The sequence below is a fragment of the Pseudomonas sp. Pseusp18 genome, from assembly GCF_059506005.1.
Genome location: NZ_CP169240.1, coordinates 5,742,140 through 5,754,990, shown reverse-complemented (window position 1 = coordinate 5,754,990; position 12,851 = coordinate 5,742,140). Strand labels below are relative to the sequence as shown.

Annotated in this window: 12 protein-coding genes; 8 read left to right on the top strand and 4 right to left on the bottom strand. The window is 58.5% G+C overall.

What is annotated here, in order from left to right:
- Positions 1–76: 76 nt before the first annotated feature.
- The 3 genes from ACEN9A_RS25895 to ACEN9A_RS25885 are packed head-to-tail and all read left to right on the top strand — an operon-like array spanning position 77 to position 2,752.
- Positions 77–1,516 (top strand): cytochrome ubiquinol oxidase subunit I, encoded by a 1,440-nt coding sequence (locus ACEN9A_RS25895; RefSeq protein WP_258671211.1) that lies wholly within the window; start codon positions 77–79, stop codon positions 1,514–1,516.
- A 3-nt stretch (positions 1,517–1,519) separates the two neighbouring features.
- Positions 1,520–2,527, top strand: a complete 1,008-nt coding sequence (cydB, locus tag ACEN9A_RS25890) for a cytochrome d ubiquinol oxidase subunit II (RefSeq protein ID WP_018925814.1) — start codon at positions 1,520–1,522, stop codon at positions 2,525–2,527.
- A 57-nt stretch (positions 2,528–2,584) separates the two neighbouring features.
- Positions 2,585–2,752, top strand: coding sequence for a DUF2474 domain-containing protein (locus tag ACEN9A_RS25885; protein ID WP_081625770.1), 168 nt, complete (start codon positions 2,585–2,587; stop codon positions 2,750–2,752).
- A 71-nt stretch (positions 2,753–2,823) separates the two neighbouring features.
- Here ACEN9A_RS25885 and ACEN9A_RS25880 read toward each other — a convergent pair whose 3' ends face one another.
- Together ACEN9A_RS25880 and ACEN9A_RS25875 are read right to left on the bottom strand one after the other, a co-directional pair.
- Positions 2,824–3,948, bottom strand: coding sequence for a methyltransferase (locus ACEN9A_RS25880; protein WP_258671210.1), 1,125 nt, complete (start codon positions 3,946–3,948; stop codon positions 2,824–2,826).
- Positions 3,949–4,120: 172 nt separating this feature from the next.
- The gene (locus ACEN9A_RS25875) at positions 4,121–4,831 is read right to left on the bottom strand and encodes an autoinducer binding domain-containing protein (RefSeq protein WP_258671209.1); all 711 of its coding nucleotides are present in this window, start codon (positions 4,829–4,831) and stop codon (positions 4,121–4,123) included.
- A gap of 294 nt (positions 4,832–5,125) precedes the next feature.
- Here ACEN9A_RS25875 and ACEN9A_RS25870 point away from each other — a divergent pair, with 294 nt between their 5' ends.
- Positions 5,126–5,902, top strand: coding sequence for a ferredoxin--NADP reductase (locus ACEN9A_RS25870; protein ID WP_019650941.1), 777 nt, complete (start codon positions 5,126–5,128; stop codon positions 5,900–5,902).
- A gap of 44 nt (positions 5,903–5,946) precedes the next feature.
- On the opposite strand, the gene mscL is transcribed toward ACEN9A_RS25870, so the two are convergent.
- A complete protein-coding gene (mscL, locus tag ACEN9A_RS25865) occupies positions 5,947–6,360 on the bottom strand; it encodes a large-conductance mechanosensitive channel protein MscL (RefSeq protein ID WP_019650942.1) in 414 nt (137 codons plus the stop codon).
- 285 nt (positions 6,361–6,645) lie between these two features.
- Here mscL and katB point away from each other — a divergent pair, with 285 nt between their 5' ends.
- From katB to radA, 3 genes are read left to right on the top strand one after another with little or no spacing between them, the layout of a single operon-like run.
- Positions 6,646–8,187, top strand: a complete 1,542-nt coding sequence (gene katB / locus ACEN9A_RS25860) for a catalase KatB (protein WP_258671208.1) — start codon at positions 6,646–6,648, stop codon at positions 8,185–8,187.
- Positions 8,188–8,244: 57 nt separating this feature from the next.
- Positions 8,245–8,799 (top strand): ankyrin repeat domain-containing protein, encoded by a 555-nt coding sequence (locus ACEN9A_RS25855; protein ID WP_258671207.1) that lies wholly within the window; start codon positions 8,245–8,247, stop codon positions 8,797–8,799.
- A gap of 45 nt (positions 8,800–8,844) precedes the next feature.
- Positions 8,845–10,212: a DNA repair protein RadA gene (radA, locus tag ACEN9A_RS25850; protein WP_019581287.1), complete on the top strand. Its 1,368-nt coding sequence runs from the start codon at positions 8,845–8,847 to the stop codon at positions 10,210–10,212.
- Between the two features lie 31 nt (positions 10,213–10,243).
- Here radA and ACEN9A_RS25845 read toward each other — a convergent pair whose 3' ends face one another.
- A complete protein-coding gene (locus tag ACEN9A_RS25845) occupies positions 10,244–10,612 on the bottom strand; it encodes a PilZ domain-containing protein (RefSeq protein WP_019650945.1) in 369 nt (122 codons plus the stop codon).
- A 160-nt stretch (positions 10,613–10,772) separates the two neighbouring features.
- On the opposite strand from ACEN9A_RS25845, the gene ACEN9A_RS25840 reads away from it, so the two are divergent.
- A complete protein-coding gene (locus ACEN9A_RS25840) occupies positions 10,773–12,839 on the top strand; it encodes a carbon starvation CstA family protein (protein WP_258671206.1) in 2,067 nt (688 codons plus the stop codon).
- Positions 12,840–12,851: the final 12 nt, after the last annotated feature.

The following is a 12,851-nucleotide window of genomic DNA, read 5'->3' as shown; positions in this document are numbered from 1 at the left end:
CCACACTCCATAACCGTGGGGGCAGTGGGTGCAGGCCGCAAGCCTTCAGCCAGTATTACCTGACAGAGGAAGACTTATGTTCGGTTTGGAGGCACTTGATCTCGCCCGGATTCAGTTCGCGTTCACCATTTCGTTCCACATCCTGTTCCCGGCCATCACCATTGGCCTGGCGAGTTACCTGGCGGTACTCGAAGGCCTGTGGCTGAAGACGCACAACGACACTTACCGCGATCTGTACCATTTCTGGTCGAAGATCTTTGCCGTCAACTTCGGCATGGGTGTGGTGTCCGGCTTGGTCATGGCCTATCAGTTCGGCACCAACTGGAGCCGCTTCTCGGATTTCGCCGGCTCCGTGACCGGGCCGTTGCTGACCTACGAAGTGCTCACCGCGTTCTTCCTGGAAGCCGGTTTCCTCGGCGTCATGCTGTTCGGCTGGAACAGGGTCGGGCGCAAGCTGCACTTCTTCGCCACGGTCATGGTCGCCATCGGTACCTTGATTTCGACCTTCTGGATTCTCGCCTCCAACAGCTGGATGCAGACCCCGCAGGGCTACGAGATTGTCAATGGGCAAGTCATCCCGGTGGACTGGCTGGCGGTGATTTTCAACCCTTCGTTCCCCTACCGCCTGATGCACATGGCCACGGCGGCATTCGTCGCTACCGCTTTCTTCGTCGGTTCGTCGGCGGCCTGGCATTTGCTGCGCGGCAAGGACAACCCGGCCATCCGCACCATGCTCTCGATGGCCATGTGGATGGCGCTGATCGTGGCGCCGATCCAAGCCGTCATCGGTGACTTCCACGGCCTCAATACCCTCGAGCACCAGCCGGCGAAAATCGCTGCGATTGAAGGTCACTGGGAAAATGTCGGCGATGAACCAACCCCGTTGATCCTGTTCGGCTGGCCGGACATGAAAGCCGAAAAGACCAAATTCGCGGTCGAGATTCCGTACCTGGGCAGCCTGATCCTGACCCACACCCTGGACAAACAGGTACCGGCGCTCAAGGAGTTCCCGCCTGAAGACCGGCCGAATTCGACCATCGTGTTCTGGTCGTTCCGGATCATGGTCGGCCTGGGGTTCCTGATGATCTTCACCGGTTTGTGGAGTCTGTGGCTGCGCAAGCGCGACACGTTGTATACCTCGCGTCCGTTCCTGTACCTGGCGCTGTGGATGGGCCCATCCGGCCTGATCGCGATTCTCGCCGGCTGGTTCACCACTGAAATCGGCCGTCAGCCGTGGGTGGTCTACGGCTTGATGCGCACGGCGGATGCGTCCTCCGGGCATAGCTTCGTGCAGATGAGCATCACCTTGATCATGTTCGTTGTGGTGTATTTCGCGCTGTTTGGTGCCGGTCTTGGCTACATGATGCGCCTGGTGCGCAAAGGGCCGAAGATCGACGAAGGCAAGGAAACCAACGAAGGCGGTCCTGGCCAGAAGCGCACGCCGGCCCGTCCGCTGTCCGCCGCCGACGACAACGGTGACGGCGATCACAACCACAGCCTGACCAAGGAGATTTGAATCATGGGTATTGATCTTCCGCTGATCTGGGCCGTGATCATCATCTTCGGCATCATGATGTACGTGGTCATGGACGGCTTCGACCTGGGGATCGGGATTCTTTTTCCGTTCATCAAGGGCAAGACCGACCGTGACGTGATGATGAACACCGTCGCCCCGGTCTGGGACGGCAACGAAACCTGGTTGGTATTGGGCGGCGCGGCATTGTTCGGCGCCTTCCCGCTGGCCTATTCGGTGGTGCTCTCGGCGTTGTACCTGCCGCTGATTTTCATGCTGATCGGGCTGATTTTCCGTGGCGTGGCCTTTGAGTTTCGCTTCAAGGCCAAGGACGCCAAGCGCCACTTGTGGGACAAGGCATTCATCGGTGGTTCGATCGCCGCGACCTTCTTCCAGGGCGTGGCATTGGGTGCGTTCATCGATGGGCTGCCGGTGGTCAATCGTCAGTTTGCCGGTGGTTCACTCGACTGGCTGACGCCGTTCACGATGTTCTGTGGCGCGGCGCTGGTCGTGGCTTATGCGCTGCTCGGTTGCACCTGGCTGATCATGAAGACCGAAGGCAAGCTGCAGGAGCAGATGCATGACCTGGCGCGACCATTGGCCTTCGTGTTGCTGGCGGTGATTGGCATCGTCAGCGTCTGGACACCGTTGGCCCACGCCGAGATCGCCGCACGCTGGTTCACCCTGCCGAATCTGTTCTGGTTCCTGCCAGTGCCGATTCTGGTACTGGTGACTCTGTACGGTCTGATTCGCGCGGTGGCTCGCAATGCGCATTACACGCCATTCCTGCTGACCCTGGTGCTGATCTTCCTCGGCTACAGCGGTCTGGGTATCAGCCTGTGGCCGAACATCGTGCCGCCGTCGATTTCGATCTGGGACGCTGCCGCACCGCCGCAGAGCCAGGGCTTCATGCTGGTGGGCACGCTGTTCATCATCCCGTTCATCCTGGGTTACACCTTCTGGAGCTACTACGTGTTCCGCGGCAAGGTCACCCACGAAGACGGTTACCACTAGCCCATACGAATACGGCGCAAGGTTGATACCTGCGCCGTTGCAGAGGAGAACGCGATGATGGCTGGCAAACCTGATTTGCAGGAAATCGAAGCCGCAGAGAAAAAGCCGCTTTGGCAACGACTCGGCTGGCTGGCGTTGATCTGGGCAGGCAGCGTTGGGGCACTGTTCATCGTGGCCACGCTGATGCGCATGTTCATGAATGCCGCGGGCCTGAGTACCCACTGAAATTCCCATCCCGTTGCCTTGCGGCACGGATTTATAACCCTCCTGCGACGGAGGGTTTTTTTTGCCTGCTTTTATTTGCGAGCCTTGAGAATCACGAACTTGGGGGTAGCGGCCACTTGTTCGACGCCGCGGAACAACCGCGCAAGCTTGCTGTGATAGCCCAGATGACGGTTGCCGACGATGTACAGTGCGCCGCCCACCACCAGCGCTTCGCGCGCTTGCTGGAACATCCGCCAGGCCAGGAAATCGCCGACCACTTGCTGTTGGTGGAATGGCGGATTGCACAGCACCACGTCGAGGGATTGGGGTTCCTGCCCCGCCAACCCATCGCCGGCACGTACGATCACGTCACGATCACCCAGCGCCGCGCGCCAGTTTTCAGCGGCCGATTGCACGGCCATGAATGACTCGTCCACCAATGTGTAATGGGCCTCGGGGTTTTGCAGGGCGCTGGCGATCGCCAGCACGCCGTTGCCACACCCCAGATCGGCGACCCGCGCTGTGCCGAGGTTGTTCGGCAAATGCGGCAGAAAGGCTCGCGTGCCGATATCCAGCCCTTCGCGACAGAACACGTTGGCGTGATTGAGCAGTTCGATTGCAGGCGTGTCGAGTCGATAGCGCGTCGGGTATGGAGAGACAGCGGGGGCTTTGGCTTCGGGCGTGGCGATCAGCAGCCGAGCCTTCTTCACGGCCAGCGAGGCTTGCACCGGGCCGATGTAGCGCTCCAGCAGATCGCCCGCGGCACGTGGCAGGTGCTTGACCATCGCGGCGGCAATCACTTGAGCACCGGGAGCCAATTGACCCTGTAGCCGGATCAGTTGCTCTTCCAGCAGGGCCAGGGTTTTCGGTACCCGGATCAATACCCGGTCAAACGGTCCGACGAAGGCTTCGCTGGCAGGTACGCTCGGCACCGCATCAAACGCCTGGCCGTTGCGCATGAGGTTTTTTTCGAGCCCCTGAAAGGCCAGAAATGAATCGCCGCTGCTGGTCACCCGGACCTTGCCCGCCAGGCTAGCGGCCAATGCGCCGAAGCTGTCGTTGAGTACCAGTACGCGAGTATCTGCTGTCGGTTGTTGCCCGGCCAGATGATTGAGCAGGTATTCGTCTGCGGCATCAAACGCTTGCAGCGGTTCGTTCTGCTGTTCTGGCTGGCGGATCAGGTCGAGTTGAGCGAAGGGGGTTTCGAGCAGGGGCATGAGGCGGGGCTCTGATAATCAACGGGGGGCCGCCGCTTCGGGGCGTTGTAGCGGGCGGAACCATCCGAGCGGACAGCGTCGTGGAACTTTCCACGGCATCACTCAGAACGGATCGCAATGGTACGTTTTTTTCGTCCGGATTACTCGCAGGGATTACCTGATTCGAACAGTTTCAGATAACCCCCGATCTTGCTGCGCTGATCACCGCTGCAATCTTGTTGTTGACGCCAAATTTGCGGATAGCGCCCTTTATATGGAAATTTACTGTGCTTTCGCTCAGGCTGAGGATGATTGCGATCTCGCAGGCTGTCTTGCCTTCGGCTGAATATTTCAGCACTTCAACTTCTCTGCATGATAAATGCGCCGTAGCCGGCTTCAGCGAGGAGACACGCAGGTCTTTCGCGACAAGCCCGTGCAGGTGACGGCTAATAAACGTCGCGTAGCCCAGATTTTTGTACAGTTCATATGCGGTAATCGGGCTATGGGTTCTGGCCACGCTCAGCATGCTGCAAAGCCCGTTCTTATCATGAACGGATTGCGACCAGCCAAACTGCAAACCCTGATTTTTTTGGGCTTGCCACAACGTCTGTGTCTTTGAAAAGATCTCATCCTGCCAGAGAATCGGCCATTCGGAATGATTGCAATGGGCTAGTACTGGATCAATCTCACTGAAATGTTCTTTTTCATATTTCGCATTCCATCCGCTAGGGTAATTATTCAGATTTATCTTATGGTGGCGTGTCCCTGTTGTTGGGGATGTTATTGAAAATGCACAGAAATTAAAGCCCATATTTTTGACGAAATTAAGCGACATCTCATATGCAGTCTTTATTTCTTGAGCGCAAGAAAGCTGTGTTAACTGTGACTCCTTCCACACTTTCATTGGGTAACTCCATGCGGACTTTCTTCGGGGGTGCCGATTGGATCCAAGATCCGGCACGTCCCAGAGTGTAGGAGAATTCTTACAAGCATGCTGAACTATTTTGCTCTTTAAAAAAGCGTGCAGCGACATAACTGGTTCTTAGCTATTTTCTATGGAAAGACAAAATCCAACGTTCATGTATTTATTTTTATTGTTGTACTGTTTTGTTGCCTGGATGAAAGACATTACAATTCATCGGTGTTTACACAGAGCGCTTTGCGGGACACTGGGGTCATCTGTTGAATGGAGCGACCCATGACTGCCAGTGCAGAAAAATTCACTCGCCAGACGCTGCTTGACGTCCAGCCATTGACTCCCAATCTGTTTACCCTGCGCACTACCAGGGATCCGGGCTTTCGTTTTCGCGCGGGGCAATTCGCCCGTTTGGGCGTGACCAAAGCAGACGGCAGCACGGTGTGGCGAGCTTATTCCATGGTCTCTTCGCCTTATGACGAGTTCCTCGAATTCTTCTCCATTGTTGTGCCGGGAGGGGAATTCACCAGTGAACTGAGTCGGCTGGAAGCTGGCGATACGCTGCTGGTCGACCGTCAGGCCTTCGGTTATCTGACGCTGGATCGCTTCGTCGATGGCCGTGATCTCTGGCTGTTATCCACAGGCACGGGCGTGGCGCCGTTTCTGTCGATCCTGCAGGACTTCGAAGTTTGGGAGAAATTCGAACGAATCATCCTGGTCTACAGCGTGCGCGAAGCGCGGGAGCTGGCGTACCAGGCATTGATTGCGGAGCTGGCGCAGCGTGACTACCTGGCCGAGTACGCGCACAAACTGCAATTCATTCCCACCGTCACCCGCGAACAGCATCCGGGTGCCTTGAACGGGCGGATCACCAGCCTCATTGAGAATGGCGAACTGGAACAGACGGCTGGTGTAGCACTGACAGCCGAGCATTCACGGGTGATGCTCTGCGGTAACCCACAGATGATCGATGAGACGCGCAAGCTATTGAAACAACGGGACATGCACTTGAGCCTCAGTCGCCGACCTGGCCAAGTGGCGGTGGAAACCTACTGGTAAACAAACGGCGCCTCGAAGGCGCCGTTTCTTTGGGCAATCAGCGATCAGGGCCGATTGTTCTGAGCCTTGAGCAGATCGCGGATCTCGCTCAGCAATTCTTCTTCCTTGGTCGGAACCGGCGGCAGGGTTGGCGCAACGGCCTCTTCGCGTTTCAGACGGTTGATGGCCTTGACGCCCATGAAGATCGCGAAGGCAACGATGATGAAGTCGATCATGCTCTGGATGAACTTGCCGTACGCCAGCACCACTGCCGGGACACTACCGTTAGCGGCCTTGAGCGTAATGGCCAGATCACTGAAGTCCACCCCACCGATCAGCAAGCCAATTGGCGGCATCACCACATCGCCGACAAACGAAGAAACGATTTTTCCGAAGGCAGCGCCGATGATGATACCGACGGCCATGTCGACCACATTACCTTTGACCGCGAAGGCCTTGAACTCACTTATCACGCCCATAGGTTATTTCCTTGTTACAGATGAGGTTGGTGAACGCAGTGTAAATCAGCAAAGCGCCCCTTGCTTGAAACACCTTCTTACAATGCCCGTGTCTATCGACACATCTTCCTGCAATTAGTTTACAAAATGCCACTCTTCGCGCGCGTCTACCCGCTCTAGACCGGGATTTCCAGAACCTTTTTGCTATCGGCCCGGTACGGGATTTCTATTTATGTTTTGGCCTTTGGGTCACTAGCCTCTGTGGTGCGCACCAGGATGCGCTTAATAAAACCAGAGGAAACTTCCATGACAACTCCCCTTGGCCTCGGGGCTTTTCCCCTCCGTCGTACCTTCGGCGTTCTGACCGTCAGCCTGCTGTCCTTCTCCATCAACGCTGCGACGTTGACCCGTGATAATGGTGCCGCAGTCGGCGACAACCAGAACTCGCAAACCGCCGGCGCGACCGGGCCGGTGCTGTTGCAAGATGTACAGTTGATTCAGAAGCTGCAGCGTTTCGACCGTGAACGCATTCCTGAGCGTGTGGTGCATGCCCGTGGCACCGGCGCCCATGGCACGTTCACCGTGACTGACGACCTCAGTGACTTGACCAAGGCCAAGGTATTCGCCGGCGGCCAGAGCACGCCGGTATTTGTGCGCTTCTCCGCAGTGGTCCATGGCAACCACTCACCGGAAACCCTGCGTGACCCACGGGGGTTCGCCACCAAGTTCTACACCGCAGACGGTAACTGGGACCTGGTCGGCAACAATTTCCCGACCTTCTTCATCCGGGACGCCATCAAGTTTCCGGACATGGTCCATGCCTTCAAGCCGGACCCGCGCACCAATCTTGACGATGACTCCCGTCGTTTCGATTTCTTCTCTCATGTTCCGGAAGCCACTCGCACCTTGACCGAGTTGTACTCCAACTCCGGCACCCCGGCCAGCTATCGGGAGATGGACGGCAACGGTGTACATGCCTACAAGTTGGTTAACGCCCAGGGCGAAGTTCACTATGTAAAGTTTCACTGGAAAAGTTTGCAGGGGATAAAAAATCTCGACCCCAAAGAAGTTACCAATGTTCAAGGTCAAGACTACAGTCATATGACTAACGACTTGGTCGCTCATATTAACAAGGGTGATTTTCCGAAGTGGGACTTGTACGTCCAGGTTCTAAAACCTCAAGACTTGTCCAAGTTTGATTTCGATCCATTGGACGCCACCAAGATCTGGCCTGGTGTTCCTGAGCGAAAAGTTGGACAGATGGTATTGAACCGTAATCCGGCGAATGTATTCCAGGAAACCGAACAAGTGGCGATGGCCCCGGCCAACTTGGTTCCGGGTATCGAGCCTTCGGAAGATCGCTTATTGCAGGGGCGAGTGTTCTCGTATGCCGATACCCAACTGTATCGCCTGGGGGCCAATGCGCTGCAGTTGCCGATCAACGCACCGAAAATCGCCGTGAACAACGGTAATCAGGATGGTGCGATGAACATCGGCGCCAGCAGCACGGGGGTGAATTACCAGCCGAGCCGTCTGCTGCCCCGTGAGGAGCCGCAAACTGCGCGTTACAGCCAGTCGACCCTGTCGGGCAGCACGCAGCAGGCGAAGATTCAACGTGAGCAGAACTTCAAGCAGGCCGGCGATCTGTATCGCTCGTTCACACAGAAGGAGCGTCAGGACCTGATCGACAGCTTCGGCGGCTCCCTGGCCACCACCGATGACGAGAGCAAGCACATCATCTTGTCCTTCCTCTATAAGGCCGACCCGGAATACGGGACGGGAGTAACCAAAGTGGCCAAGGGTGATCTGGCCCGGGTCAAGACGCTGGCGGCCAAGCTGGTCGATTGATCTATCTGTCCGAAGCGGGGCCTCACGCGAGGTCCCGTCTGATCAAGGAGCGCTGCCATGCGTCTTTATTTGTCTGTGTTTCTGGCGTGCTGGTCACTCAGTGTGCTCGCCGGGGCTGAGCCGCAAATCTCGAAGGACCCCGAGGCGCTGAAAGCGCAATTACAGGATTACTATTTCGATGCCGCTCGACGGGGTGATGTGCCGATGCTCGAGACCTTCATCGAAGCCGGCTATTCCCTCGACACCCGCGACAGCAAGGGTTACACCGCGTTGATACTGGCCGCCTATCATGGTCAGGGTGCCGCCGTGGAGCGTTTGTTGGCGGCCGGGGCGGACGCCTGCGCTCAGGATCAACGCGGCAATACCGCGCTGATGGGCGCGATTTTCAAAGGCGAAGTGCAGATCGCTCGAACCCTGCTGGCCGCCAATTGCAGCCCCGACCAACGCAACGGCGCCGGGCAGACTGCCGCGATGTATGCCGGATTGTTCAAGCGCGTCGAGTTGCTCGACGCACTCAAGGCCAAAGGGGCGGACCTGAACGCCGAGGATCCGTTGGGCAACAGTGCCGCGCGTCTGGCCAGCGGTGAAATCCGCACGGCGGCGCCGCGCTGATCCGCGTCAGCTGAGCTATCATCGCGGTTTTTGCCGGGAGTTCAGATGGCCAAGGCCAAGCGCATGTACGGCTGCACCGAGTGCGGTTCAACCTTCCCCAAGTGGGCCGGCCAGTGCGGCGAATGCGGGGCCTGGAACACGCTGACCGAAACCATGGTGGAGAGTGGCGGCGCCGCGGCCCCCAGCGGTCGCACCGGTTGGACCGGCCAGCAGGCACAGATCAAGACCCTGGCCGAAGTCAGCGTCGAAGAAATTCCGCGGTTCTCCACGGCGTCCAGCGAGCTAGATCGCGTTTTGGGCGGCGGCCTGGTGGATGGCTCGGTGGTGTTGATCGGTGGTGACCCCGGTATCGGCAAGTCGACGATTCTGTTGCAAACCTTGTGCAACCTCGCCAAGAGCATGCCGGCGCTGTATGTCACCGGCGAAGAGTCCCAGCAACAAGTGGCCATGCGTGCCCGGCGGCTGGGCTTGCCTCAGGATCAACTGCGGGTAATGACTGAAACCTGCATTGAAACCATCATTGCCACCGCCCGGCAGGAAAAGCCCAAGGTGATGGTGATCGACTCGATTCAGACGATCTTTACCGAGCAACTGCAATCGGCACCGGGCGGTGTCTCCCAGGTGCGCGAAAGTGCGGCATTGCTGGTGCGCTATGCCAAGCAAAGCGGCACGGCGATTTTCCTCGTGGGCCATGTCACCAAAGAAGGCGCTCTGGCCGGCCCCCGAGTGCTGGAGCACATGGTCGACACCGTTCTGTATTTCGAAGGCGAATCCGATGGTCGCCTGCGTTTGCTGCGGGCGGTGAAAAACCGGTTCGGTGCGGTGAATGAACTGGGCGTGTTCGGCATGACCGACAAAGGACTGAAAGAAGTCTCCAACCCTTCGGCGATTTTCCTGACACGCGCTCAGGAAGAAGTCCCGGGCAGTGTGGTCATGGCGACGTGGGAAGGCACCCGGCCGATGCTGGTGGAAGTCCAGGCGCTGGTAGATGACAGCCACCTGGCCAACCCGCGCCGGGTGACGCTCGGTCTGGATCAGAATCGCCTGGCCATGTTGTTGGCGGTTTTGCACCGCCACGGCGGCATCCCGACCCACGATCAGGACGTGTTCCTCAACGTGGTCGGTGGTGTGAAGGTCCTGGAAACCGCTTCCGACCTGGCGCTGATGGCGGCGGTCATGTCCAGTTTGCGCAACCGGCCGCTGCCGCACGATCTGCTGGTGTTTGGCGAAGTCGGGTTGTCGGGTGAAGTACGCCCGGTACCGAGTGGCCAGGAGCGCTTGAAAGAAGCGGCCAAGCACGGCTTCAAACGCGCCATCGTGCCCAAGGGCAACGCGCCGAAAGAGCCGCCGCCGGGGTTGCAGATTATCGCCGTGACGCGGCTGGAACAGGCCCTCGACGCACTGTTCGAATAAGCATGTGATCGCAATCCTTGTAGGAAGCGAATCAGGGGGCGATCAGCGCTCCCAACTCCCGCTCCAACTCTTCGGGATCGCCGAGGTTCAGCTCGACCAGCCGCCTCAGGTGTTCGATCGATTCCAGCCCGATATTCAGGCAGACAAAACCCAACTGGCCCTTGCCATCGTGGGTCAGCTGCACGTCCATTCGGATCTCGGCCTCGTTGTTCAAATGGATATCGGCTGCGAAGGGCTGGCTGGCGTCGCCTGACCAGGGCTCGGGACGCTGGATCAGCATGCCCTTGAGCGACAGGTCGAGTAATTGCACCGGCCAACGCTGTCCGTCCTGGCTCAGTTCGGCCTTTGCACTGAAGGCGATGCGCTTGAAACGGCGGCGATCGGAATGCTGTTCGCTCATGGCCTGACCCTCTCTGCATGGTGCACTGACTATAGACCGGGCTTTGCATCAGCCGCCACGCAATCCCTTATCTAGACCAACGTTGGGGGTGGCCTTTGAGGCCAGTAGCGCTAAACTCGGGATGGCTGTCTTTCTTGTCCACTCTGGCTGGAATCATAAAATGAAAAATAATAATAGCCCGCTACGCCACTTACCCTGGCTGCTGCTGGCAGTCGTAGGAGCGTGCGCCCTGGGCGTAGTGGCATTGCGCCGAGGCGAGGCGATCAACGCCTTGTGGATCGTTGTCGCAGCAGTCGCTATCTATCTTGTCGCATACCGCTACTACAGCCTGTTCATCGCTAACAATGTGATGCAACTCGATTCACGTCGGGCTACACCTGCCGTAATCAACAATGATGGTCTGGACTACGTGCCGACCAACAAACACATCCTTTTCGGTCACCACTTCGCGGCCATCGCCGGCGCGGGGCCGCTGGTCGGTCCGGTGTTGGCGGCGCAGATGGGCTACCTGCCCGGTACGCTGTGGCTGATTGCCGGCGTGGTGCTGGCCGGTGCGGTTCAGGACTTCATGGTCCTGTTCATGTCCACCCGCCGCAACGGTCGCTCCCTGGGCGACATGGTTCGTGAAGAAATGGGCCGCATCCCCGGGACCATCGCGCTGTTTGGCTGCTTCCTGATCATGATCATCATCCTCGCGGTGCTGGCGCTGATCGTGGTCAAGGCCCTGGCCGAAAGCCCGTGGGGCATCTTTACCGTGATGGCGACCATCCCGATCGCGATGTTCATGGGCGTCTACATGCGCTACATCCGTCCTGGCCGTATCGGTGAAATCTCGGTGATCGGCGTGGCGTTGCTGCTGGGTTCGATCTGGCTGGGCGGGCAGATCGCCGCTGACCCGGTGTGGGCCAAGGCGTTCAGCTTTACCGGGGTCCAGATCACCTGGATGCTGATCGGCTACGGTTTCGTGGCAGCCGTGTTGCCGGTGTGGCTGATTCTGGCGCCGCGTGATTACCTGTCCACGTTCCTCAAGATCGGCACCATCGTTGCGCTGGCGATCGGCATTCTGATCACCATGCCCGTGCTGAAAATGCCGGCATTGACCCAGTTCATCGACGGCACCGGACCGGTGTGGAAGGGCGGGCTGTTCCCGTTCCTGTTCATCACCATCGCTTGTGGTGCGGTATCCGGTTTCCACGCGCTGATTTCCTCCGGCACCACGCCGAAGCTGCTGGATAATGAAGTCAACGCTCGCTACATCGGTTACGGCGGCATGTTGATGGAGTCCTTCGTGGCGATCATGGCGATGGTGGCCGCTTCGGTGATCGAACCGGGCGTGTACTTCGCCATGAACAGCCCGGCCGCGGTTGTCGGCGGTGATGTGGTGGCGGTAGCGACAGCGGTCAGCAATTGGGGCTTTGCCATCACGCCGGAAGCGTTGCAGGCGGTGGCCAAGGACATCGGTGAAACCACCGTCCTGGCCCGTGCCGGCGGTGCGCCGACCCTGGCGGTCGGTATCGCGCAGATCCTGCACAGCGTGCTGCCGGGCGAAAACACCATGGCGTTCTGGTACCACTTCGCGATCCTGTTCGAAGCACTGTTCATCCTGACCGCGGTCGACGCCGGTACCCGTGCCGGGCGTTTCATGCTGCAGGACTTGCTCGGCTCATTCGTACCGGCGCTGAGACGCACCGAGTCCTGGACCGCCAACCTGATAGCCACCGCCGGTTGCGTGGCGATGTGGGGCTACCTGCTGTACCAAGGCGTGATCGATCCACTGGGTGGCATCAACACCTTGTGGCCGCTGTTCGGTATCTCCAACCAGATGCTGGCCGGTATCGCGCTGATGCTGGCAACCGTTGTGCTGATCAAAATGAAACGCCAACGCTATATCTGGGTCACCATGCTGCCAGCCGTTTGGTTGCTGATCTGCACCACCACTGCAGGCTTCATCAAGCTGTTCGACGCCAACCCGGCGATCGGCTTCCTGTCGCTGGCCAAGAAGTACAGTGATGCCCTGGCCAGCGGTCAGATCCTCGCTCCGGCCAAGAGCATCGAGCAGATGCAGCACGTGATCTACAACGCCTACACCAACGCAACGCTGACCGCGCTGTTCCTGTTCGTGGTGTTCAGCATCCTGTTCTATGCGCTCAAGGTCGGTATTGCCGCCTGGGGCACCAAAGAACGCACGGATAAAGAATCGCCATTCCAGGCTCTGCCGGATGCGTAACCTGAGGATTGC